This window comes from Muricauda brasiliensis (genome assembly GCF_003057865.1).
In the GTDB taxonomy this organism is placed as follows: Bacteria; Bacteroidota; Bacteroidia; order Flavobacteriales; family Flavobacteriaceae; genus Flagellimonas; species Flagellimonas chongwuensis.
In genome coordinates this window covers 656,250-681,452 of sequence record NZ_QBTW01000011.1, presented here as the reverse complement: position 1 = coordinate 681,452, position 25,203 = coordinate 656,250, and the positions used below count along the sequence as shown (strand labels likewise).

The 25,203-nt window shown below is 42.8% G+C and carries 23 protein-coding genes; 15 read left to right on the top strand and 8 right to left on the bottom strand.

All coding sequences use genetic code 11. The features are described 5' to 3' along the window. Positions 1-53: 53 nt before the first annotated feature. On the bottom strand, positions 54-1,862 hold the full coding sequence (locus DCK90_RS08995; protein WP_108245841.1) for a DUF4270 domain-containing protein: 1,809 nt from the start codon (positions 1,860-1,862) through the stop codon (positions 54-56). Between the two features lie 5 nt (positions 1,863-1,867). Next, complete coding sequence (locus DCK90_RS08990) at positions 1,868-2,677, bottom strand: glycogen/starch synthase (RefSeq protein ID WP_108245840.1); 810 nt, start codon at positions 2,675-2,677, stop codon at positions 1,868-1,870. Between the two features lie 102 nt (positions 2,678-2,779). Here DCK90_RS08990 and panC point away from each other — a divergent pair, with 102 nt between their 5' ends. From panC to DCK90_RS08960, 6 genes are all read left to right on the top strand, one after another. After that, positions 2,780-3,628, top strand: coding sequence for a pantoate--beta-alanine ligase (gene panC, locus DCK90_RS08985; protein ID WP_108245839.1), 849 nt, complete (start codon positions 2,780-2,782; stop codon positions 3,626-3,628). A 12-nt stretch (positions 3,629-3,640) separates the two neighbouring features. After that, a complete protein-coding gene (gene panD, locus DCK90_RS08980) occupies positions 3,641-3,991 on the top strand; it encodes an aspartate 1-decarboxylase (RefSeq protein WP_108245838.1) in 351 nt (116 codons plus the stop codon). Between the two features lie 3 nt (positions 3,992-3,994). Further along, positions 3,995-4,960, top strand: a complete 966-nt coding sequence (locus DCK90_RS08975; protein ID WP_108245837.1) for a lysylphosphatidylglycerol synthase transmembrane domain-containing protein — start codon at positions 3,995-3,997, stop codon at positions 4,958-4,960. Between the two features lie 25 nt (positions 4,961-4,985). After that, positions 4,986-6,128: an alpha/beta hydrolase gene (locus tag DCK90_RS08970; RefSeq protein WP_108245836.1), complete on the top strand. Its 1,143-nt coding sequence runs from the start codon at positions 4,986-4,988 to the stop codon at positions 6,126-6,128. 135 nt (positions 6,129-6,263) lie between these two features. Then, entirely contained in the window at positions 6,264-7,622 is a 1,359-nt protein-coding gene (radA, locus tag DCK90_RS08965) for a DNA repair protein RadA (protein WP_108245835.1), read from the top strand. A 50-nt stretch (positions 7,623-7,672) separates the two neighbouring features. Further along, on the top strand, positions 7,673-9,829 hold the full coding sequence (locus DCK90_RS08960) for an outer membrane protein assembly factor BamB family protein (protein ID WP_108245834.1): 2,157 nt from the start codon (positions 7,673-7,675) through the stop codon (positions 9,827-9,829). Here DCK90_RS08960 and DCK90_RS08955 read toward each other — a convergent pair whose 3' ends face one another. Further along, complete coding sequence (locus DCK90_RS08955; RefSeq protein ID WP_108245833.1) at positions 9,830-10,870, bottom strand: NADP(H)-dependent aldo-keto reductase; 1,041 nt, start codon at positions 10,868-10,870, stop codon at positions 9,830-9,832. It abuts the gene before it with no gap. 63 nt (positions 10,871-10,933) lie between these two features. After that, the gene (locus DCK90_RS08950) at positions 10,934-11,695 is read right to left on the bottom strand and encodes an exodeoxyribonuclease III (RefSeq protein WP_108245832.1); all 762 of its coding nucleotides are present in this window, start codon (positions 11,693-11,695) and stop codon (positions 10,934-10,936) included. 134 nt (positions 11,696-11,829) lie between these two features. Between DCK90_RS08950 and DCK90_RS08945 the strand changes: the two genes are divergently transcribed. The 7 genes from DCK90_RS08945 (at position 11,830) to DCK90_RS08915 (ending at position 18,910) form a co-directional block, all read left to right on the top strand. Next, entirely contained in the window at positions 11,830-12,390 is a 561-nt protein-coding gene (locus DCK90_RS08945; RefSeq protein ID WP_108245831.1) for a cysteine hydrolase family protein, read from the top strand. Positions 12,391-12,427: 37 nt separating this feature from the next. After that, positions 12,428-13,534 carry a Gfo/Idh/MocA family protein gene (locus tag DCK90_RS08940; protein WP_108245830.1) on the top strand — a complete coding sequence of 369 codons (1,107 nt, stop codon included), beginning with the start codon at positions 12,428-12,430 and terminating at the stop codon, positions 13,532-13,534. 66 nt (positions 13,535-13,600) lie between these two features. Next, entirely contained in the window at positions 13,601-15,625 is a 2,025-nt protein-coding gene (locus tag DCK90_RS08935) for a TonB-dependent receptor family protein (RefSeq protein ID WP_234414690.1), read from the top strand. 50 nt (positions 15,626-15,675) lie between these two features. After that, complete coding sequence (locus tag DCK90_RS08930; protein ID WP_108245828.1) at positions 15,676-16,023, top strand: iron chaperone; 348 nt, start codon at positions 15,676-15,678, stop codon at positions 16,021-16,023. A 6-nt stretch (positions 16,024-16,029) separates the two neighbouring features. Beyond that, positions 16,030-16,512, top strand: coding sequence for a GyrI-like domain-containing protein (locus DCK90_RS08925; RefSeq protein WP_108245827.1), 483 nt, complete (start codon positions 16,030-16,032; stop codon positions 16,510-16,512). Positions 16,513-16,626: 114 nt separating this feature from the next. Continuing rightward, positions 16,627-17,142 (top strand): DUF3124 domain-containing protein, encoded by a 516-nt coding sequence (locus tag DCK90_RS08920; RefSeq protein WP_176619543.1) that lies wholly within the window; start codon positions 16,627-16,629, stop codon positions 17,140-17,142. Positions 17,143-17,242: 100 nt separating this feature from the next. Beyond that, positions 17,243-18,910 (top strand): formate--tetrahydrofolate ligase, encoded by a 1,668-nt coding sequence (locus DCK90_RS08915; protein ID WP_108245826.1) that lies wholly within the window; start codon positions 17,243-17,245, stop codon positions 18,908-18,910. Between the two features lie 101 nt (positions 18,911-19,011). Here DCK90_RS08915 and DCK90_RS08910 read toward each other — a convergent pair whose 3' ends face one another. Both DCK90_RS08910 and DCK90_RS08905 read right to left on the bottom strand, forming a co-directional pair. Then, positions 19,012-20,553 (bottom strand): glycine--tRNA ligase, encoded by a 1,542-nt coding sequence (locus tag DCK90_RS08910; RefSeq protein ID WP_108245825.1) that lies wholly within the window; start codon positions 20,551-20,553, stop codon positions 19,012-19,014. Between the two features lie 36 nt (positions 20,554-20,589). Then, positions 20,590-21,486, bottom strand: a complete 897-nt coding sequence (locus DCK90_RS08905) for a coiled-coil domain-containing protein (RefSeq protein WP_108245824.1) — start codon at positions 21,484-21,486, stop codon at positions 20,590-20,592. Positions 21,487-21,534: 48 nt separating this feature from the next. On the opposite strand from DCK90_RS08905, the gene DCK90_RS08900 reads away from it, so the two are divergent. Both DCK90_RS08900 and DCK90_RS08895 read left to right on the top strand, forming a co-directional pair. Next, positions 21,535-22,230 (top strand): ComF family protein, encoded by a 696-nt coding sequence (locus tag DCK90_RS08900; RefSeq protein ID WP_234414688.1) that lies wholly within the window; start codon positions 21,535-21,537, stop codon positions 22,228-22,230. 65 nt (positions 22,231-22,295) lie between these two features. Further along, entirely contained in the window at positions 22,296-23,915 is a 1,620-nt protein-coding gene (locus DCK90_RS08895) for an Ig-like domain-containing protein (RefSeq protein ID WP_108245822.1), read from the top strand. Here DCK90_RS08895 and DCK90_RS08890 read toward each other — a convergent pair. Both DCK90_RS08890 and DCK90_RS08885 read right to left on the bottom strand, forming a co-directional pair. Continuing rightward, positions 23,899-24,675: a nitrilase family protein gene (locus tag DCK90_RS08890; RefSeq protein WP_108245821.1), complete on the bottom strand. Its 777-nt coding sequence runs from the start codon at positions 24,673-24,675 to the stop codon at positions 23,899-23,901. The two genes, DCK90_RS08895 and DCK90_RS08890, sit on opposite strands and share 17 nt — an antisense overlap. Beyond that, positions 24,676-25,152: an ankyrin repeat domain-containing protein gene (locus DCK90_RS08885; RefSeq protein WP_108245820.1), complete on the bottom strand. Its 477-nt coding sequence runs from the start codon at positions 25,150-25,152 to the stop codon at positions 24,676-24,678. Positions 25,153-25,203: the final 51 nt, after the last annotated feature.

Below are 25,203 nucleotides of genomic sequence, written 5' to 3'. Positions count from 1 at the left end.
TAAGATGTTTTAAAACGATGAACGTTCAAAAAACCACGATAAATCAATCCCAATTAGTTGGCCTGAGTATAAAAAATTTCCAGTTTTAGTTTTTTATCCTCAAACTCGTTGGACACATTGCTTCCATAAAGAACAGTGCCCAAAGGACTAACTGTTCCGGCAATGGGATAATCGACTCCTTGCATGTCAGTGCCAATCGCTTCCCGAAGTCCAAGCAAGGCCATATTAGGCGTTAATGTCAACCCTAATCTTGCATTCGTGGAGTCACGAACTATAATATTGTTGATATGCTCTGTAATACGTATTTTATATTTTACTCCCCTATTATTTTCTTGCTCCAATATACCACCATGATTCAGATAATATTGTAACGGGTTTGTTCCTCCATTTATATTAGGATCTTCGTTCGAAGCATCGAAAATGGGCCTGTTTGTTTCTGCATTGTAGATGTAAAGCCTTGGTGGTTCGACTACCGAAGCATCTACAACCTCCTGATCCACATAGAATACAAGATTGGCTTCATTTATTATCCAACTGTTCTGTTTAATCTGATTGATTATACCTGCCCCACCGTTGATTACCTCGTCAAACAAACGTACCTCTGTAACGGCAGCACCTCCCTTTACATAAATTCTAGAAGCGTTTTCTCCATTGTCCATTGCGCTTACCACCTCTGGGGGCAACATTTCATTCTCAAAAACATTTACTGCATTACCAGTAACCCCTGTCTGTTGTGAACTAATCAAAAAGTTCAAGACGAAGTCTTTTTCCTCCGTAACGGTTTCTTCGGCCTCGGCATCATAGTCATCGTAAGTATAGGTTATGGTAATGTTTGCGCGGGTGAGATCCAACAAAAACATTAATTCTTCCATATCTGTTCCCGTCAAATGCACTCCCCGAAGGAAATTTTTAAAATTTGAATTGTTCAACAGCTCAGACTGACCTTCTTTATCCAAAATATTCTGTTGGAAAAAATCAGGGTTCAAAGGAATATGAATCCCCGGAGGTATTCTATCATCTACAACAGTTTTCGATTCGTCCACATCGGTATCGGGATCATCCTCAGCCATTACAACTGTCTCAATATCATCAATTATCACGGTGTTTTGACCTGTAATGGTAAGCTCTTCACCAATAAAGCTGGAGAAATCCTGGTTGGAGTAATATTCTTGTGCTTCCTGAAAGTTTGAATTTGGGTCCAAATCCCTAAGAAAGTAGTTAGACCGTGAGACTACGATATCAAAAGTTTGGTTTCTATCTCCGTATATACTATCCAAATCGAACCTATTGGGATATACATTGGGAGTAAAATTGTCTCCGGTTCCATCTTCATCGGGATTATACGGATTAGAACCGATTATTCTTTCTTGATTATCAGATACACCGTCACCATCCCAATCAGAGTTTGGGTCATCGGCATCATCTCCATTTTCAAGGTCGTCAGGAACTCCGTCACCATCCCTATCGGGTGATGGCGCGGTTAAAAAAGGGATATTAAGAAATACCTCTTTTACGGTTTCGTTTTCTTGATCGTTATCGGGGTCATCCTCACTTGCTTGTGACAAATCCCCAAATGTTGGTGAACCCGTACTCAATTGAAGCTGCGAAATAATACTCGCCTTTCTTTGACCATATATGGGGTCGTTGAAGGTGCCTAGTTGATATACGGGCAGCCTATTGGTCTGAACAGCGGTTATACCCTTGTTGTAAGCAAACACGTCATATTCAACTTTACCTGTTGTAAATGGCTCACCATCAATAACTCCTTCACCTATGGTATCCAACTCCTCTTCACAAGAGACAATTAGTAAAAACAAAGTTCCAAACAGTGCCGAAACCTTGAAAATATTGGAAAATCTCATTCAATCTATTTTAAAACCTCTGTATTGTAGAAATTCGTGTATGCCTCTTCCGCTTCTTGAAGTGGAACGTATGGCAAAACTGGTACGGAAAGATTGTCAATATGGCTTTTTAGGTCATCGGACAAATCATCCGCGGCTAAAATAACGGCATCGGAATGATCTACGGCAACCTTTAACAAATTATTATACTCGGGCTTGGACAGTACCGAAACCTCCTCTTTGTCAATACCATCAAAAGCAATTTTATCGATCATTGTAGCATCCAGCTCTCCTTCAAAATCTTTTCCATAAACGGAAGTGACTATCCTGCTTTCGGAGAACAGAGGCTCGTCCGCGTAATATTTTCTCAAGTAAAGTGGCACCATAGAGGCCATCCAACCATGCACATGGATAATATCCGGTGACCAGTTCAGCTTTTTCACCGTCTCCACAACTCCCTTTGCAAAGAAAATGGCACGTTCATCATTGTCCGGAAATAAATTGCCATCAGAATCGGCAAAAGTTGCCTTTCTTTTAAAATATTCGTCGTTGTCTATAAAGTAGACCTGTATTCTTTCTTTTGGTATAGAGGCCACCTTTATGATCAAGGGCATATCCATGTCATTGATCACCAGGTTCATCCCCGATAAACGTATTACCTCATGTAATTGATGCCTCCTTTCGTTGATGTTTCCGTACCTTGGCATAAAAATGCGAATTTGACCACCATTGCTGTTCACCATTCTTGGTGCTTCATACGACATTAAGGAAACAGGATTCTCTGGGAGGTAGGGAACTAATTCAGAAGATACAAACAATACCTTTTTACCATTCATAAACGCTTTCTTTTGTTTATCCGAAAAACATAGCTGCAAAAGTACAAAAATTATGCTGATTAGCTGTATTTATAGTATTTTTGCACCCTTTTGTACCTGTATATGAAGATATTCGACCTTAAAAAAGAACTGAACGCCTTTACCCAAGAACAGCGAAAAAAAGACCGTAGCATTGGTCTTGTACCCACCATGGGCGCGCTTCACACGGGTCATATCTCCTTGGTAAAAAAAGCACTTTCGGAAAATGATTTGGTCATTGTCAGTATTTTTGTAAACCCTACTCAGTTCGACAAAAAAGATGACTTGGACAAATATCCAAGAACATTCGAGAAAGATATTGAGCTCTTAAAGCAGGTTTCGGACCAAATTGTAGTGTTTGCACCTACTGTGGATGAAATTTACGGAGGTGATATCACTTCTGAATCCTATGAGTTCGATGGTTTGGACAAGGTAATGGAAGGGGAATTTAGAACAGGCCATTTTGATGGTGTCGGCACTATCGTGGAGCTTTTGCTCAGAACCGTAGCCCCGGACAAAGCCTATTTTGGCGAAAAGGATTTTCAGCAACTACAGATTATCCGAAAAATGTCCGAGATCAAGAATTTACCCTACACAATTGTTGGATGCCCCATTGAACGGGAACCGAATGGCTTGGCCATGAGCTCCCGCAACGAAAGACTGTCAAAAAAAACCCGCGAAGAGGCTGGTTTTATTTATAGTATGCTACAATCTGCCAAAACAAAATTTGGCACGGAAAGTGCAATAGATATTACGGATTGGGCAACATCTGAATTTGAACAACACCCCTTGTTTGACCTCGAATATTTTGAAATCGCCGACGAGAACACATTAACGCCGGCCTTAAAAATTCAGGACAACCAAAAATATAGAGCATTTATCGCCGTTTACGCAGACGGTGTTCGCTTAATTGATAATCTAAGATTGAATTGATAATTTTGCACCATGCAAGTAGAAGTCGTAAAATCTAAAATACACCGAGTAAAAGTTACCGGGGCAGACCTTAACTATATAGGAAGCATTACCATAGACGAAGATCTTATGGATGCCGCCAATATAATTAGGGGCGAAAAAGTGCAGATCGTGAACAATAACAATGGCGAACGATTGGAAACTTACGCCATTCCTGGTCCTCGAAATTCCGGGGAGCTTACATTAAACGGTGCCGCAGCCAGAAAAGTGGCCGTGGGAGACGTATTGATCCTGATCACTTATGCATGGATGGATATCGAAGAGGCAAAAACATTTAATCCAGCATTGGTTTTCCCCAACGAAGAAACCAATCTACTCCAATAAATTTTGGGCAAATCCCTCAAAAAATTCCTTAAAATATTCGTGCCCATTGCATTTGGGCTGTTTTTGGTTTGGTATTCATACAACTCCACCACTCCAGAGGAACGAAAACAAATCATCCACTATATTTCCAATGCAAGCCCATTGTGGGTGACCATTTCCATTATAATTGGTATACTCAGCCATATTTCGCGTGCCATTCGCTGGAAATACCTTTTGGAACCCTTGGGCTATCGCCCCAAGACCGTCAACACCATATTCATTGTATTGATTTCCTATTTCGCCAACTTGGGAATACCCCGTTCCGGTGAGATATTAAGGGCCACCGCACTCACCACTTACGAGAAAGTTCCTTTTGAAAAAGGATTTGGGACCATAGTAACCGAAAGGGTCATCGATTTGTTGATGCTCTTGATCATCATTATGATCACTTTGGTGCTTCAAACCGACTTCATCCTTGGCTTTTTGGAAGAAAGGGGCGTGAACATTATCGGTGCTATAGGAATATTGCTGGTGGGTATCGTAGGACTCTTTTTAGGGTCTTATATCATCCGTAAATCCAAATCACCTTTGGCCATCAAACTCAAGGAATTCCTCAACGGATTAAAAGAAGGCGTGCTGAGCCTTTTCAAAATGAAGAACAAGTGGCCGTTTATACTTCATACTTTGTTTATCTGGATAGCATATTTTGGCATGTTCTGGGTCATAAAATATACCGTAGAAGAAACCATTCCACTATCCCTTGACGAATTGTTGGTTGCCTTTGTGGCCGGTGCTTTTGCCATGTCCACTACCAACGGAGGAATTGGCCTTTACCCCATAGCTGTGAGCGCGGCCTTGGGCATTTATGGCATCAGCTCCGTTTCCGGGGACGCATTCGGGTGGATCATGTGGATAGCACAGACGTTGATGGTCGTAGTTTTCGGTACAATATCCTTCCTAGTATTACCGTTATTGAATAGAAATCGGTAAGCCCCAGCCGCCTAAATCTTAACCAATGAAAAAATGTCTATTTCTACTGATAGGCCTTACTTGCTTGAACCTGAGCGCTCAAGTAAAAAAAGAAATATTTGAGTCCTTCAAACTTCAAGAACGAAGGGATGTTTCCTACTATTTCCCCGAAGACTATTCCGATGAAAAAACATATCCATTGATAGTTGTGTTGGACGCGGAATATTTGTTCGACCTTGTTGTGGCCAATGTAAAGTTCCAAAGCAAGTTCGACCGCATGCCCGAAGCTATCGTAGTGGGCGTCGACCAACTAAAAAACGATTTGCGCTGGGAAGATTGCGACTATGACGAAGTATCTGGGCTGCCCACCGAAAAGGGTAAAATGTTCTACGAATTTTTGGGAACCGAACTTATTCCCTACTTGGCCACCACTTACAACATTGCCCCTTTCAAAATGTTTGTTGGTTATGATATCACCGCTAATTTTGGAAACTACTTTTTATTCAAAGAGCAATCCTTCTTTAACTCCTATATCAGTATTTCGCCTGTACTCGCCACCGAAATGGAAAGCAGGGTCCCTGCACGACTATCCGAATTGGACCAGACCATTTTTTACAACCTGATTATAGAAAAACAACCTACTGACGATAGACAACGAATTCTTCAAATGAATGCCAGCATCAACTCCATTACCCGAGAATCACTACATTACTTTTTTGATGAATACGAAAATGCAGACCACACCTCCATTGCAGCATATGGTATAAGCAAAGCTTTCGATAATGTATTCAGCATTTACAGACCCATTACCCCTGCCGAATACAAATCCGATATATTGACATCGGAAGAACCAGTTTACAATTATTTAGAGAATCGTTACGAAACCATTGAAAATCTGTTTGGTTTTGAAAAGCCAGTGGAGCTTAATGATATCATGGCCATTTATGCCGCCTGTCTGAAAAAACAGGACTATGAATCGTTAAAACCATTGGCAGAACTCTGCAAAAAACAATTCCCCGAAACCATGATGGGCTTTTATTTTGAAGCCGAACACTATGAGTTCATAGGAGAGCCCAAAAAAGCGTTCAAAACCTTCGAAAAAGCATTCCAATTGGAAGAAATCGACTTTTTGACCAAGGATATGGCCCTGGAAAAAATTGATGCGCTCAAAGCGGACTTTGGATACTAGAACCTTGGATTATTGGATTGATCCGATATTTGGATCGACTTGACTAAAAATCTATCGGTCCAAAAATCCAAGAATCTAAAAAACCATCCAATCCATCATCTAAATCCATATCTTTAGGCCCCTCATTTAATTTGAATGGCCAAGACCAAAACAGCATTTTTTTGTCAAAACTGTGGAACCCAATTCCCCAAGTGGGTAGGGCAATGTTCCTCCTGCAAGGAATGGAACACCATTGTGGAAGAAGTCGTCCAAAAAGAGGATAAAAAAAGTTGGAAGGCCGATACCGTAGCCAAACAGGCAAACAAGCCGCTTCGGGTTTCTGAGATTACCCAAGAAAAAGAACTCCGTTTGGACACGTTGGACCAAGAATTCAATCGTGTTCTGGGTGGTGGGCTTGTACCAGGATCTCTAACTTTGTTAGGAGGTGAACCAGGCATCGGAAAAAGTACCTTGCTGCTCCAGATTGCTTTGAAGCTGCCTTATAAAATTCTCTATGTTTCAGGCGAGGAAAGTCAAAGGCAAATAAAAATGCGTGCAGACCGTATTCAACCTAACAGCGAAAACTGCTACATCCTTACCGAGACCAAAACACAGAATATTTTCCAACAGGTTTCGACCATTGAGCCCGATTTGATGGTCATCGATTCCATTCAGACCCTGCACACCGATTATATCGAATCCGCTGCGGGAAGCATTTCCCAAATTCGCGAGTGCACCGCCGAGCTCATCAAGTTTGCAAAAGAAAGTCACACCCCAGTGATTTTGGTGGGACACATTACCAAGGACGGCACCATTGCCGGACCTAAAATTTTGGAGCATATGGTCGATACCGTCCTTCAGTTTGAAGGCGACCGGAATTATGTGTACCGTATTCTTCGATCCCTCAAAAATCGATTTGGTTCCACTGCCGAGCTTGGTATCTACGAAATGCAGGGAAGTGGGCTACGCGAAGTGAACAATCCTTCCGAAGTGTTGATTTCCAAAAACGAGGAAGACCTCAGCGGTACTGCCATCGCTGCAACGGTGGAAGGTATGCGGCCCTTGCTTATCGAGATTCAGGCTTTGGTAAGCACCGCCGTGTATGGAACGCCCCAGCGCTCAGCCACTGGGTTCAATGCTAAACGTTTAAACATGCTGCTGGCTGTTCTGGAAAAACGCGCAGGTTTCAAATTGGGGGCCAAAGATGTGTTCTTAAATATTACAGGCGGAATCTCCGTGGACGACCCTGCGATCGATTTGGCCGTAATGGCCGCCATTTTATCCAGCAACTCAGATATCGCCATTGAAAAAGGCATCTGCTTTGCCGCAGAGGTTGGACTGGCAGGAGAAATAAGACCCGTACAACGCGTGGACCAACGCATTCTGGAAGCAGAAAAACTGGGCTTCTCCAAAATTTTTGTCTCCAAAAACAACAAGATTGGACTAAAAAAGTCTGGTATCCAGATTCAAAAAGTCTCCAAGATTGAAGATGTAGTGGCCCATCTATTCGGATAGAACAGTAATTGCGTGTTTCTTTCTATATTTAGGGAACATTCAAACTGCGCATGAAAAAATATTTACTGCTAATTCCCCTATCCATTCTTATTTCTTGTAACGATTCAAATCCAACCAATACAGAAAAGGCCTATTTCACCACATGGGAGCATTATTTGGGCGACCCCGAACGGACACATTTCTCCAGCCTTGACCAAATTAACACCACAAATGTTTCTCAATTAAAACTCGCTTGGAGTTACAAAAGTGGAGGGCTACAAGAAGGTAGAACTACACAGATACAGACAAGCCCTTTAATGGTTAAAAATGTGCTTTACGGAGTAAATGCAGCCATTGAACTGTTCGCCATCAACGCGAAGACAGGGGAAGAAATCTGGAAATTTTCACCAAATAGCAAGGATGAATCTGGCTTGGGACTCAACCGCGGATTGAATTATTGGAAATCTGAAAGCAAGGAACCCAGTCGTATTTTTTTCTCATCAGGACCAAAACTCTATGCCATAAATGTTGAAACGGGCCAACCCATTTCAAGTTTTGGCAATAATGGAAGTGTAGACCTTAGGGAAGGTTTGGACAGAGACCCAAGCAAATTGTCCGTGGTCTCCAACTCGCCGGGGGCGGTTTTCCAAAACATATTGATTCAGGGCACCCGAGTGGGCGAAGGACCCGGCTCTTCTCCGGGACACATTCGCGCCTACGATGTGCTCACGGGCGAAATTTTATGGACGTTCCACACCATTCCACAACCCGGTGAGTTTGGTTACGACACTTGGCCTGCCGAGGCATATAAAAAGGTCGGCGGTGCCAATAGCTGGCCCGGCATGGCATTGGACAACGACCAAGGCATTGTCTACATTCCCACCGGTTCAGCAGCGTTTGATTGGTATGGGGGCGACCGCAAAGGGTCCAACCTTTTTGCCAATTCGCTTTTGGCACTCAACGCAAACACCGGGGAACGCATCTGGCATTTTCAAATGGTGCACCACGATATTTGGGATAGGGATTTGCCCGCACCACCCAATTTAGTTGATATTGTTAGGGACGGAGAAACCATCCCTGCCGTTGCTCAGGTTACCAAAAGTGGCCATGTATTCGTGTTTAATCGAATCACTGGGGAACCCTTATTCCCTATCGAGGAAAAAGCATATCCAAGCTCCAAGTTGGTTGGAGAAAAAGCATTTGAAACACAGCCATTACCATTAAAACCAGCACCATTTGCACGACAAATTTTAACAGAAGAGGATTTATATGCCCCAGACCGGACTGCCTTTGTGGATGATTTGGTGCCAGGCAACGAAACCGATAAAGCACCCACTGTGCTAGAAAAATTCAACTCCATTACATCACAAGGGCAATTTACCCCCATGGATACCACCGGAGTGATTCTATTTCCAGGGGCCGATGGTGGTGCCGAATGGGGCGGGGCCGCACTTGACCCCCGTGATGGTGTAATGTATGTAAACGCCAACGAAATGGCTTGGATCATTAAGATGAAAGAAGTTGGTGACGGGTCGGAAGGCTCAAGCGTTGGTCAAAGTTTGGCACAAATTCACTGCGCTAGATGCCATGGTGGCGATTTGCAAGGTTTGAACGGGATCCCTGAACTTCAAAATGTGAAGCTAAGGTTGGAAACCGACTCAATAAAAACCATTATCAAAAAAGGCCGCGGTGCCATGCCGGGCATGCCCAATCTTTCTGAAGAAGAATCCGCTGCCATTGTAGAGTTTTTAATGGGTATGGAGAAACCCAAAGACCATAGGGTTGAAGATACAAAAATAGACGTGCCCTATTCCATTTCCAGCTTTGCAAGATTTAAAGATGACAGGGGCTATCCCGTGGTAAAACCGCCATGGGGAACTTTGAATGCCATCGACCTCAACTCAGGTGAATACTTATGGACTGTACCTTTAGGGCACGAAGAAAGTTTGAACGACCCCAACATTCCCGTTTCAGGGCTGGAAAATTATGGGGGACCTGTTGTCACCAAAGGTGGCGTGCTTTTTATTGCGGCTACCAAGGATGAAAAAATACGTGCGTTCCACATGAAAACGGGCAAAACACTTTGGGAGGACCAACTGCCTGCAGGCGGTTATGCCACACCTATCACTTACCAAGTTGATGGCAAACAATATATAGTAATTTCCTGTGGTGGCGGCAAAATGGGAACCGCCTCCGGTGATGAATACCGTGCTTACGCTTTGGAATAACTAAGGCGCTGGATTCGGAATAGCATTGTGGATTTCCTCAATGCCTTCCAATACCTCATCGGAGAGCTCCACATGAATACTTTCAATGTTTTCCTTGAGCTGTTCCATGCTGGTAGCGCCGATAATGTTACTGGTCAAGAAGGGTCGTGTATTCACAAAGGCCAAGGCCATCTGTGCCATGCTCAAACCATGGGTTTTTGCCAATTCTGCATATTGTTCAGTTGCGGCAACAGCTGTATCACCGCTATATCTACTGTAATTTGGGAACAAGGTCACCCTCGCCTTTCTCGGCGGAATCTCGGTAAGGTATTTTCCGCTCAATGTTCCGAATCCAAGAGGGGAATATGCCAAAAGCCCAATCTGTTCCCGCATGGAAATTTCGGAAAGTCCCACCTCGAACAAACGGTTCAAGAGGTTATATGGGTTCTGTATGGTCATCATTCTGGGCAAAGATTGGTGTACTTTGCTTTCTTCCAAATAGCGCATAGTGCCCCAAGGGGTTTCGTTTGATAACCCCACGTGTCGAATTTTGCCTTCGGCAATTAAATCACGGAGTGTTTCCAACACTTGGTGGATATTATCATCCCAAACATCCACGGCATGGGCATTGTATCCCCGCTGCCCAAAATAGTTCGTGTTACGCTCCGGCCAATGGAGCTGGTATAGGTCAATATAATCCGTTTGTAAACGCTTTAAACTGCCCTCAACCGCACTGATAATGGATTCCTTGCTAAAACCTGTACTGCGTATATGCTTTGCAGCATGTCCGGGTCCAGCAATTTTGGATGCCAGCACCACTTTGTCCCGATTCCCGGTTTTTTTGAACCAATTTCCGATAAGTTCCTCGGTTACCGCATACAGCTCCTTTTTTGCGGGAACTGGATAGAGTTCTGCGGTATCGAAAAAATTCACTCCTTCATCCAAGGCATAATCCATCTGTTCGTGGGCATCATCTTCATTGTTCTGACGTCCCCAGGTCATAGTGCCCAAACAAATTTTGGATATTCGGATATCGGTATGTGGTATTCTGGTATATTTCATCTGTTACAATTTAGGACGCTTAAAGATAGTCAAACAGAAGTATCGGACATTACGGAACTGTTATTAATCCACCTCCAACAAAATAGGACAATGGTCACTATGTTTAGCTTCGGACAAAATCACGGACCGTTTCAACCTATCTGCCAAAGGTTCCGCTACCATACCGTAATCCAAACGCCATCCCTTGTTGTTGGCCCGCGCATTGGCCCTATAGCTCCACCAAGTATAGTTGTCCGGTTCTTTGTTGAAGTGCCTGAAACTGTCAATAAAACCACTATCCATAAAACTTCCTATCCATTCACGTTCCACAGGTAAAAATCCTGAAACGTTTTTATTTCGGACCGGGTCGTGAATATCTATGGCTTCATGACAGATGTTGTAATCTCCCAAAACAATTAAATTCGGACGCTCTTTTCTAAGTTGATCCGCATATTTCTGAAAATCGGCCATATACATTAGCTTGTGGTCCAAACGAGCCAAATTGGTCCCAGAAGGCAAATACATGCTCATTATAGAAAGGTCTCCATAATCTGCACGGATGTTCCTTCCCTCAAAATCCATATAATCGATGCCCGTTCCAAACTCCACATGGTCAGGTTGCTCTTTGCACAGCAATGCTACTCCACTATACCCCTTTTTTTGGGCACTGAACCAATAGTGGTAGGGATAGCCGGCTTCTTCAAAAAGATGGGTATCCACTTGTTCTTCCATGGCCTTGGTTTCCTGTAGACAAATAATATCCGGTGAAACAGCCTGTAACCAGTTCACAAAACCTTTGTTCATTGCGGCACGGATTCCGTTAACATTGTATGATGCAATCTTCATTTGATTCAATTTGTTCAAAAATAGCTATTGTAGACGGCTCCCTAAAATTGATTTTTGCAATGGTATCATCAATCTAAAGAATCTCAGGCTCCTTTCTTAAAGATTTCCCTTAATTTTAGGCAAATTTCATCCTCATGACCACACTTGTTTTGATCGATGTCCAAAAAGGGCTTCAAGAAACTTCATTTTATGGCACGGAGCGAAACAATTTGGATGCTGAAAAAAATTGCGGGAAGTTATTGCGGTTTTTCAGAACTAAAAGTTTGCCCGTTTTTCATGTAAAGCATAATTCCTCCAATATTGATTCACCGCTATATCCCAACAAAATGGGCAACGATTTCCATCCGGAGGTACGTCCATTGATCAGTGAGCCGGTTTTTGAAAAAAATGTGAACAGTGCATTCATTGGAACAAATTTGGAAGCAAGTCTAAAAGCAAAGAAGATAACAGATGTAGTAATCGCAGGACTGACTATTGAGCATTGTATTTCAACTTCGGTTCGAATGGCCTCCAACTTGGGTTTTAAGGTAGTTTTGGTCTCGGATGCGACCGCTGCTTTTGATAAAATAGGATATGATGGCAATGCCTATAGTGCCGAGGTAATTTTTCATTCGGAACTCGCCAACTTAAAAGATGAATTCGCAACCATCATGGATACCGATACCTTGTTGGGCAAACTTGAACTTAACATTTAGTCACTATTTTTATAGCATTAAAATCCCAGTAATCCATATGGCACGATCAGTCCTTTTCTTTTTGTTTTGTTTGTTTTTTACAAACACGCCCCTATTTGGCCAATCAGACCCTCTTAAAATTGGTATTGCTGGACTCACGCACACCCACGTACATTCTATTTTAGGCCGTGAAAATATTGGAGATATAAAAATTGTCGGCATTGCCGAGCCCAATCACGAACTTGCCCAAAAATATGTTGATCAATATGAGCTTTCCATGGATTTGGTCTACAACAGTCTGGAAGAAATGATCTCTGCCACCCAGCCAGAGGCGGTGACCGCTTTTGGCAACATATATGATCATCTGGAAGTAGTTCAAATCTGCGCACCAAAAGGAATACACGTAATGGTGGAAAAGCCTTTGGCCGTTAGTATGGAACATGCCAAAAAGATGAAAGACCTAGCCGAGGCACACAACATACATTTACTCACCAATTACGAAACAACATGGTATCCTACCAACCACCGGGCCAAAGACCTTTTGGACAATGGAAAAATTGGAGCACTACGAAAAGTGATTGTTCGTGATGGTCATCGAGGACCTGTAAAAATTGGTGTAAACGAAGAGTTTTTGGAGTGGCTCCAAGACCCTATTTTGAATGGGGGAGGTGCCATAACGGACTTTGGTTGTTACGGAGCCAATTTGGTGACATGGCTAAAAAAGGGGAAAAAACCCAATACCGTTACCGCCGTCATACAACAAATGCAATCGGAAAATAATCCAAAAGTTGATGATGATGCGACCATCATCCTTACCTATGATGACTCGCAGGCCATTTTGGAGCCCTCTTGGAACTGGCCCATAGGAAGAAAGGATATGGAACTCTATGGACTAACGGGAGCCATCTATGCGGATAACGGCAAGGAGCTAAGAATTCGTATGGCAGAAGGGTATGATGGTTTTCAAGAAGAGAAAATGACCCTGCCCAAAAGACCTGCTCCTTATACTGATGGATTCTCATTTTTGGCAGGCGTAGTGAACGGTTCTATCAATATGGCACCATTTGATCTTTCTTCTTTAGAAAACAATATGCTGGTCATTGAAATTTTAGATGCCGCTCGTGAAAGTGCTGAAAAAGGAGTTACTATCTTCCTCGAAAAATAATTTATTTTGCTAACGATTCCCTTAAATTCTATGAAATATTTACCCTGTGCATTATTTCTCCTTATCATGGCAGATATGATAGCACAAGATACCCAGAAAGATTCCATAACCCGTTTGGACGAGGTGGTGCTGACCCAAGATGCCATCCCCAAAAAAGCCACGGGCATAACGATCTCTTCCAAAATAGCAGGACAAACTTTTGAACGGTTCAACCCTGTTGATATTCCATCGGCTATCAACCAAATTTCCGGGGTCTACATTCTTTCCGGAGCCATCAATACCAACCGTATTACCGTACGGGGCATGGGTGCCAGAACACCTTATGGTACCAACAAGTTGCGAATGTACTTTAATGGAATTCCTGTAACGAACGGAACAGGCTCCTCTACTATCGAAGCCTTCGATTTTGAGAATCTAGGCGCGGTAGAGATTATCAAAGGTCCAAAAGCTTCAGCATTTGGGGCCAATCTGGGTGGCGCTATTTTACTGGACACCAAAGCGACCGTTCAAAATAGGACCCAGCTTATCAATTCGTTCACAATCGGGTCCTACAATATGCTCAAGGACAACCTGACCTTCTCCCATTCGGAGGATGGCCTTGACATGTCCCTTAGCTATAACCATTTGGAAACCGATGGCTACCGCCAGAACAGCCAGTTCCAACGTGATGGGCTGCTCTTGAACACCAAGTTGCGAACGGGACAAAAAAGCAGTCTTGCCCTTTTAATTAACTATATCGACTACACGGCGCATATACCGAGTTCCATCAATCTTACCGATTTTGAGGAAGACCCTACGCGGGCACCTTCGAACTGGTTTGAATCTCAGGGCTACGAAGCCAACAAGTATATTTTGACAGGCCTATCGCATTCTTATCAATTTTCAGAGCAGTTACAGAACACTACCAGTGTCTTCTACACCTATTTGGATCATTACGAACCCAGACCGTTTGACATTCTGGACGAATTCACCAATGGTTATGGTTTCCGAAGCCATTTTACGGGCAATTGGGGAAAGGCGGATATCAGTTTCGGTGGCGAGTTTTATAGGGACGAGTACCATTGGGGAACGTTTGAGAACCTTTACCAGGAAAATAACGGTAATGGAAGCCTGCAAGGCTCACAACTTAGCGACAATTCTGAATTTAGGAGACAGTTCAACCTGTTTGGAACCTTCACATATCCTATTACTGAAAGACTCTCCGGCCAAGTGGGCCTTAATTGGAACAAAACCCATTATGATTTTAGGGACCTCTTCGGCGATGGATCGGACAATGCCTCGGCCAAGCGTGATTTTGATGCCATATTGCTTCCGAACGCAGGGCTCTCCTATCAAATCAAAAATGGAAGCATCTATGCCAATGTCAGTAGGGGATTTTCCAACCCAAGTTTAGAGGAGACATTGACCCCTGGAGGTGTCATCAACCCGGATATTGCCCAAGAAACAGGAACTAACTATGAACTTGGTACCGATTGGATGCTACTGCAGAAAAAACTATCGGTCAACCTTGCGGCATATCGAATGGACGTGAAAAACCTTTTGGTGGCCCAGCGGGTCGGTGAAGACCAATACATAGGAAGGAATGCGGGAAAAACACGCCATCAAGGTGTGGAGGTTGATTTACTGTATAGAGGAAAGCTATCTCCAGCAATCACTTTTTCACCCTATCTCAGCTATACCCTGAACGACCATAGCTTTGTGGATTTTGTGGACGGTGACAACGATTACTCGGGCAATCCGCTCACCGGGGTACCGAAGAACCGATTGAGCTCAGGAATAGATTTTAGGCATTCCAATGGTCTGAGATTGAACCTGACCCATCAGTTTGTGGATGAGATTCCCATGACGGATTCCAATTCTATCACCAGTGATGCCTTTAATGTGTTCCACGCCAAATTGGGGTTTCGAACATCGCTTTCATCCAATATAAGTCTGGGGATGAACGCGGGCATCAATAATATTTTTGATATCAATTATGCCCAGTCCGTATTGATCAACGCTGTTGGATTTGGAGGGGCACAACCTAGATATTACTATCCTGGAAATGGACGAAATTATTTTGGAGGCCTACAATTGAACTATGTCTTCTAGTTTCACGTTGACGCTTTTGACCTATCTTTAAGACCCAAAACGAGCTGACCGTGAATGAAATAGATGAATACATTTCCAAATTCCCCGAAGAAGTTCAACAGCAACTTCAACAAGTACGGGCTATCATTAAAAACATAGCGCCCCAAGCCATTGAAAAAATGGCTTATGGTATGCCGGGTTATAAAACCAATGGAAAGCCGCTCGTATACTTTGCAGGGTACAAAAATCATATCGGTTTTTATGCAACACCTTCTGGGCACGAAGCATTTCAAAATGAGCTTTCTAAATACAAGCAAGGAAAAGGGTCGGTGCAGTTTCCTCTGGACCAACCCATTCCTTTCGAGCTCATTGAACAAATCGTTAAGTTTAGGGTTGAGGAAAATGCTAAGGCCAAATAAAATTTCATGCATCCACGAATAGAAATACTGCCCAAAACTATTTTGGTTGGGAAAAAGTCAATCACCTCCTTTGCTCACAACAATACCTTTGAACTATGGAAAAGCTTTTCACCCCGTAAAAAAGAAATAGAGCACACTATCCATAATAAAAGCTATGCGGTTGAAATATACCCAACTACAACATTTTTTCAAAATTTTGACCCAACCCAAGAATTTGAAAAGTGGGCAGCCATTGCCGTTACCAAAATAGACAAGGTTCCCAATGGCATGGACACCCTTATAATTCCCGAAGGATTGTATGCCGTGTTTCCATACAAAGGAAAACCCAGCGAGGGCATGGAAACTTTCAAATATATGTATGGAGAATGGCTTCCAAATTCGGAATACGAAATGGACAGCCGTCCCTATTTTGCACTAATGGGTGACAAATACAAAGGGGAACATCCAGATTCTGAGGAGGAGTTTTGGGTTCCTATCAAGAAAAAATAAAAAATCGTTTAGCCCATTTCAAAGTGCTAGGAGAAGTCGTTTTCAAAAACAATGATCATACGTTACAAGGCATTGGTCCGTAATCCGTATCTTAGTTATCCTTTTGCCAAGTATATGATTAGAAATTTTGTCTCTCTTATAGTTTTACTATTGATTTTTTCCTGTACCGAAAAAGCACAGAAAGAGGTAAGTTCCATTGACCCCGTGAACTGGAGCAACAGAACTGCCACCATTTCAGTTCAAGACTCATTAATGAGCGGAACATCGTACCTATCCGTATACTCCGAAATTTACAGTGAAACGGAACACCGCACCCACAATCTTACGAGCACCATAAGCATGCGAAACACCAATCTAAGGGACACGATTTACATCAATAAGGCAGAGTATTTTGATACCAAGGGTAACCCTATCAGGACATATTTTGACGAAACCATCTATATTAAACCAATGGAAACTGTAGAAATCGTTATCGATGAAAAGGACCGTTCCGGAGGAACAGGAGCCAACTTTTTATTCCAATGGTCCATTAAGCCCTCCTCTCACGAACCCTATTTTGAAGGTGTTATGATTTCCACCTCTGGCCAACAAGGACTCTCTTTTACCACAGAGGGCAAACGTGTGGAATAGCTTCTCTATATGCACAAATGTCATAGTTTTACTCAACCGATTATAGTATATTGTAGATACATTTTGGAAATTCCTTTCCATGTACACATAAGAATTTACTATGACAGATTTACAAATCGCCAAAGGCGTTTCGCTGCAACATATTTCCTCCATTGCTGAAAAATTTGGTGTCGACCCTTACAATATTGAATTGTATGGAAAATACAAGGCCAAACTTCCCCTGAATGCCATAAATCGGGAAAAAGCACAGAACAGCAACCTTATTTTGGTATCGGCCATTTCCCCGACCCCTGCCGGTGAGGGCAAAACCACTATGTCCATCGGTCTTTCCGAAGGTTTGAACCGATTGGGGAAAAAATCTACCGTAGTATTGCGCGAGCCTTCGTTGGGCCCTGTGTTCGGAATCAAAGGAGGGGCCACGGGAGGCGGGTATTCCCAAGTGTTGCCCATGGAGGACATCAATCTGCACTTTACTGGCGATTTTTCCGCCATAGAAAAAGCACATAACCTATTATCGGCGATTATCGATAATAATATCCAAAGTAAGACCAATTCGTTGTTACTGGACCCTAGAACTATAGGCTGGAAACGCGTTATGGATATGAACGACCGTTCCTTGCGTCAAATAATCGTAGGTCTGGGCGGTACTACTTCGGGTGTGCCCAGAGAGACCGGTTTCGACATAACCGCAGCATCTGAAATTATGGCGATTTTATGTTTGGCGGAAAGTTTGAGCGATTTAAAAAAGCGATTAGGAAATATTTTTGTCGGCTATACCTACGATAAACAACCTATCTACGCAAAAGATTTGAAAGCTGAGGGTGCCATGACCGCTTTGTTGAAAGATGCCATAAAACCCAATTTGGTGCAGACCATTGAAGGAAACCCGGCCATTATTCACGGTGGACCATTTGCCAACATTGCACAGGGGACCAATTCCGTAATTGCCACCTTGATGGGAATGTCCTATTCTGATTACACAGTAACCGAGGCTGGTTTTGGTTTTGACCTCGGAGCCGAAAAATTCTTTGATATCAAATGTCAAAGTGCTGGCCTAACTCCAAAAGCTGTTGTACTCACCACTACAATTCGAGCTCTAAAATATCACGGAGGAGCCGATTTAAAATCGTTAACGGAACCCAATGTCGAAGCCTTGAAAAAAGGACTTCCTAATCTGGAAAAGCATTTGGAAAATATCGGTAAGTTTAAAATGGTGCCTGTAATCGCCATCAACAAATTTATATCTGACACGGAGGAAGAGATTGCCGTTGTCAAGGCATTGGCAGCGTCCAAAGGAATACGGGTGGCCTTGGCCAATGTTTGGGCCAAGGGAGGTGAAGGTGCCGAGGAACTCGCCAAAGCGGTCGTCGATATCGTATCATCCAAAGAATCATCATTTAAACCTCTTTACGATTGGAATAGCAGCGTAACCGATAAAATTGCTACTATTGCGACCGAAATTTATGGCGCGGAATATGTGGACTATACCGCGAAGGCGAAAGCTAATTTGCGTAAAATAACGGATTTAGGACTAGATCATCTACCAGTTTGTATCGCCAAAACGCAAAAATCGTTATCCGATAATCCAAAACTTTTGGGCAGGCCAAAGGATTTTATCATTACCGTTCGGGAAATTGAAATAGCGGTCGGAGCTGGCTTCCTAATCCCTATCACAGGAGACATCATGCGTATGCCAGGATTACCAACGCGCCCCTCATCCGAAGGTATCGATATAAACGATGACGGGGAAATTACAGGTTTGTTCTAACACCCTACCATCTCGTTCGGATTCGAACGATTATTGAGTTAAAATACTGAAAACAGGTCTCGACTGCGCTCGACCTGACAACCTTTACGAAATTTAACAAATTAGATTTTTTGTAACCAGTAACGCATGTCCACTTCTTTGGAGATGATATCTTTCACCTCTGAAAGTTTCACGCGTTTTTGGTCCATGGTATCCCTGTGGCGAATGGTCACGGTATCGTCTTCCAATGTTTGATGGTCCACGGTAACACAGAAAGGCGTTCCAGCCGCATCTTGACGACGGTAACGACGACCTACGGCATCCTTTTCATCATAATCCACATTGAAATCCCATTTTAACTCATCGACCAATTTTTGTGCTACTTCTGGTAATCCGTCACGTTTTAACAAGGGCAGAACGGCAACTTTGTTTGGTGCCAAAACTGCTGGAATCTTCAACACAGTACGAGTGGAGCCATTTTCCAATTCCTCTTCTTGCAACGAGTTGGAGAATACGGCCAAGAACATACGGTCCAAACCAATGGAAGTTTCCAAAACATAAGGGGTGTAGCTCTTGTTTTCTTCGTGGTCGAAATATTGTAGTTTTTTACCTGAGTATTCTTCATGCTTGCCCAAATCAAAATCGGTGCGGGAGTGGATTCCTTCCAACTCCTTGAATCCGAAGGGAAACTTAAATTCGATATCAGCTGCAGCATCGGCATAGTGGGCCAATTTTTCATGATCATGGAAGCGATAGTTGTCCTCGCCCATTCCCAGTGAAAGGTGCCATTTCATTCGTTTTTCTTTCCAAGCTTCGTACCACTCCATTTGGGTGCCCGGTTTTATAAAGAATTGCATTTCCATCTGTTCAAACTCCCTCATTCGGAAAATAAACTGACGGGCTACAATCTCGTTACGGAAGGCTTTACCGGTCTGGGCAATCCCAAACGGAATCTTCATCCTTCCGGTTTTTTGTACGTTCAAAAAGTTGACAAATATACCTTGCGCGGTTTCCGGGCGAAGGTAAAGGTCCATCGCACTATCTGCAGAAGCTCCCAACTTGGTGCCGAACATCAAATTGAACTGTTTTACGTCGGTCCAGTTTTTAGATCCAGAAAGTGGACAGGCAATCTCCAATTCCTCTATCAAAGCCTTAACATCGGCCAAATCCTCATTGGCAAGGGATTTACCCATACGTTTTAAGATGGTATCGGCCTTTTCTTGGTAGTCCATCACCCTCCGGTTGGTGGTCAGGAACTGTTCTTTATCAAAGCTATCACCAAAACGTTTTTCTGCTTTGGTAACTTCCTTATCGATTTTAGCTTCAATTTTGGCAGCATAGTCCTCGATAAGGACATCGGCACGGTATCTTTTTTTGGAGTCTTTGTTGTCTATCAAAGGGTCGTTGAAGGCATCCACGTGGCCAGAGGCCTTCCATGTGGTGGGGTGCATAAATATGGCAGCATCAATACCCACGATGTTCTCATTGAGCTGCACCATTGCCTTCCACCAATATTCACGAATGTTCTTCTTTAGCTCGGCACCGTTCTGTCCGTAGTCATAAACAGCGCTAAGTCCATCATAGATCTCACTAGATTGAAATACATAACCGTACTCCTTCGCGTGGGAGATAACCTTCTTAAAAATGTCTTCCTGATTTGCCATTGGGCAAAAATAGAATTTTACCCAAAAAGTAGTATGCTATTTCAGCTGAAATTCAGTCGAAGCCAACAATCTTTCGTCCTCGAACACATTCAGGGTATAAATTCCTTCTACCAACGAGCCCTCTGGAACGGTGATGGCATCGCAAATACTGATCTCCTTTCCAGTATAAACAATCTCTACCTTTTTGCTATAGGTATTCCCACTAACCGAAATTGTATTGGCATTGTCCTCGATAATGGCCATATTGGGGTCCAAAAATTGTAGATATAGCACCTTTATGTCCCCTCGAGAGCTGGCGTCGCTTAAAATAGTGACACATCCTCTCAACTTCTCGATTACTGAAGCCTTGTTCGTTTTGATGGGCCTGCCCGCCCTTAATCTAAATCCGCTTCCTTCAGCATCCTGTAATTTGAGATAACTTTTGATACGGAGTTCCTTAGTGAGCTCCTTATTGGTTTCGCGAAGCAAGGATTCCGTTCGCTGCATATTGTTGGCCCTGCCCCGAAGTTCTTCCAGTTGTTTGATGGTTTCATCGTACTTGCTCGCCAATAAACTGTTGTTATAGCGCAAAAAGTTGTTCTTGAGCTTAAGACTGTCAAAACGCAATTCCAATTTTCGTAGTTCTTTTCTAGTGTCCTTCAGTTTGGTAATACTAAAGTTTAACCTTCCTACCGAGTCTAGAAGTTGCTGTACCCGAAAACGTGATGTCTGTAGCTCAATTTCGTTCACCTCGTTCAATCCCGATAACCGGTCGACCTCAGCCCGCATCAATGTCAAATCTTTTACCAAAAGTCCTTTTTCCTCTTCTAGGTAGATCATTTGATTTTTGGACTGTGCATAGCTGTAATAAAAGGCAATAAGTATACCCACAATGACCGCTGCCATTGCGGCAAAGATAATTTTGTAGTTGAAATTATTATCTTGGGAGTTCATGGGGTTGACAGACTACTCTAAATTGTATAAGATTTGACACCAAAAAGGTTGGCTAAGATAATAAACGAGATTAACAACATCCTATTGCCAAGGGTATGTTTTGGATGTAATACCCAATTATTTAGTGGAGAACGTATTTTGTGTGCCGTTTGTCGACATGATGTGCCACTCACCGATCATAACTATCTGGAAGAAAATGCAGTGGACCGTAGATTTTATGGTAGAATCCCGATAAAAAAGGCTGCTTCTTTTGTTTTTTTTACAAAAAATGGCCTTGTTAAAAATTTATTGCACTGGTTAAAATACAAGAATCAGGAAGAAATCGGAGGCTTTTTTGGGGAATGGTGTGGTGCCCTTTTAATGGAAAATGGGCAACTAAACAATATTGATGCTGTAGTACCTGTACCTCTTCATCCAAAAAAACTAAAAAAACGCGGTTACAACCAAGTGGCACTGTTTGCCAAAACCATTGCAGAACAAATTGGCGCGACTTATTGCGATGATTGGCTGATCAAAACAAAAAACATAAAGACCCTTACCAAAAAGAATAGGCAAAGCCGTTGGGAAAGCTCAAAGGATGCTTTTACTTTAAATGCATCAAACCACCGGAAATTTAAACATGTGCTCTTGGTGGACGATGTGATTACCACGGGAGCCACCATTGAATCTTGTACCAAAACACTTCTACAACAAAAGGGCGTATCGGTTTCGGTATTGACCATGGCCGTTGTGCCAGAGGGTTAAAATTTATTAATGCGAGGCCCAAGTTTTCAAATTAGTTGTTTCTTTGTTCCACATTATTTTTAGGCATGGTGTACTTAAAAAAACTGTTGGGACTTCTTTTTGTTACCTTTATGGTGCTTGCCCTTTGGCAATGTGCCAAACGAGGTTCCCCGAGCGGTGGACCCAAAGATATTACACCTCCTAAATTGGTTCGGGCGGAACCTAAAAACTTCAGTACTAATTTTAAGGCAACAAAAATTCGTCTCTATTTTGATGAGCTCATCAAACTGGAAGATGTGCAAAACCAATTGGTGGTATCACCTCCATTTAAAAACCCGGCCACAATATCTCCCATGGGAGGTCCAAGCAGGTATATTGAAGTGATAATTAAGGATACGCTCCGCGAAAACACGACCTACACCATTAATTTTGGACAAAGCATCGTGGACAACAACGAAGGTAATCCCAATAGCTTTTTGAGCTACGTATTCTCTACCGGGGATTATTTGGATTCTCTCACCTTGAGCGGTGCGGTAAAAGATGCCATCAACCGAAAAGCAGATGAGTTTATAAGTGTAATGCTGTACGAAATTGATAGTTCTTACACAGATTCCACTATTTACAAACAACCACCCTTATACATCACCAACACGGGTGATAGTCTTCCATTTTTTGAGCTCAGGAACTTAAAGGCAGGAAAGTATGCCCTATTCGGATTGAAGGATGTGAACAAAAACAATATGTTCGACCAAGGACAGGATAAGATTGGCTTTATCGAGGACACCATAACGCTACCCACCGATTCTATTTATGGACTAAACCTGTTTCGTGAGCAATTGAATTACAAACCTTCTGTGCCCAGTTTGGCGGCGAACAACAAAATCATTTTTGGTTATCAAGGTGATTATAGGGATATGGTGATTGAAACCTTGACGACCTTGCCCGATTCGGTAAGCAGTACCATATTAAAAGAAAGGGCCAAGGACACCTTAAATTACTGGTTTACGCCAACGGATTTGGATTCCATTATTTTTACGGTAAGGAATGATAAGGTTCAGGTGCTGGATACATTCACGGTAAAGATGCGAAACTTGCCCATGGATTCCTTAAAACTATCAGCCTCGGTGAACGGAAAGTTCAATTTTGAGGACACGTTCAGCATTTTGGCCAATACGCCGATTGCTGCTATGGACACCAGCAACATATCCCTAATGGTGAGCGATTCCATCCCTGCGGCATATACTTACGAACTGGATACCCTTCGCAACAAAATAGATTTTGATTTTGAAACGGAGCCCAACCAAAAATATTCCTTTTCGTTGTTACCGGGCGCGATAACTGACTTCTTTGGCATCCAAAACGATTCTTTGGCCTATAACCTATCCACCAGTAGCTTTGCAGATTACGGTAATTTAACAATGATTTTGAGCGGAAACGTTACTTTCCCTGTAATTGTTCAGCTAACCAATGAAAAGGGTGAGGTACAACGGGAGATTTTTGCCACCGAACCCCAAGCTTTTGAGTTCAACAATTTGAATCCGGGGAATTATGTTGCCCGTGTTATTTTTGATGAAAACGGTAACGGGAAATTGGATACGGGAAATTATCTTGAAAAAAGGCAGCCTGAAGAAATTAGCTACTATCCCGGAACTATTGAAATTAGGGCGAACTGGGAAAAGGAGGAAACCTTTATCCTATCAAACTAAAGTTATCGCGGTCTTCTAAAAATCGTAGTTGCTTTCTGGTGGATGAAACATGCTCTTTGTTCAAGGTAGCATACAGAACTTCTTGATCTCGAGAAAAGGCCAATGGTTCTCCAAGAACATCGTAAACCGCTGAATGTCCTGGATATTCGTAATCCAATCCGTCGATTCCTGTTCTGTTTACCCCAATACAGTAGGACATGTTTTCGATGGCCCTTGCCTTTAGTAGTGTGTCCCAGGCATTGATTCTCTTACTTGGCCAATTGGCAACATAGATCAGTACATCGTAATCCTCCAGATTTCTGGACCAAACCGGGAATCTAAGATCATAACAGATCATTGGACAAATTTTGAAGCCTTTATATTCAAATATGAGCTTTTCACGGCCTGCCTCGTATACCTCATCTTCACCGGCCAGCGTAAAGGTGTGCTTTTTGTCGTAGGCTGCTACAGTTCCATTGGGGGATGCAAAGAACAATCGGTTGAAAAACTTTCCGCTTTCTTGAAAAACAATGCTTCCGATAAGCGCCGTGTTGCTTTCTTGGGCGATTTTTTTCATCCAATCGAGTGTTCCCTTGCTTTCGGGCAGTAAAATTTTTTCAGGCTTCATGGTAAAACCTGTGGTGAACATTTCGGGAAGTATAATCAAATCCACATCGTCTGAAATGCCCTCAATCTTTTCTTCAAACATTTTTCGGTTGCTTATCGGGTCTTCCCAATACAAATCGGTCTGAATCAAAGCAAGGTTCAAAGTTGTGGACATCTAGTATTTTTTTAAAAGTTCTTCCAGTTCTGCGTTTCCCTGTTCCACTACCAGATCCATAGCGGTTTTTCCCCTGGCGTCTTTAACCGTGGTATCTGCCCCATGTTCCAACAATAGTTCGGCAATCTCCTTCCTGTTGAAGGTTACGGCATAAATAAGACAGGTTGCTCCCATGGCATTTTTTTGACTAACATTGGCCCCGGCATCAACCAATTTTTTGGCTATATCTGTGTAACCTTTAAAGCAAACTCCCATTAAGGCCGTGTTTCCAGAGCCATCCAAAGCATCGACTGCGGCCCCTTTTTCCAACAGAAACTCCACCACATTCTCATGGCCATAGTAAGCGGCCAACAGTAGTGGAGTAGAGCCTCTTTGGTCTTTACTTTCCAAAAGTTTAGGGTTGCTTCCCAATAGGTTCTCAACAGCTTCTGAGTTCCCAAGTCGTATATTATCGAAGAGTTCTTCTTTATTGCTCATAGGTGATTGAAAGTTATAAAAAAACTGCCATAACCGATTGGGTCATGGCAG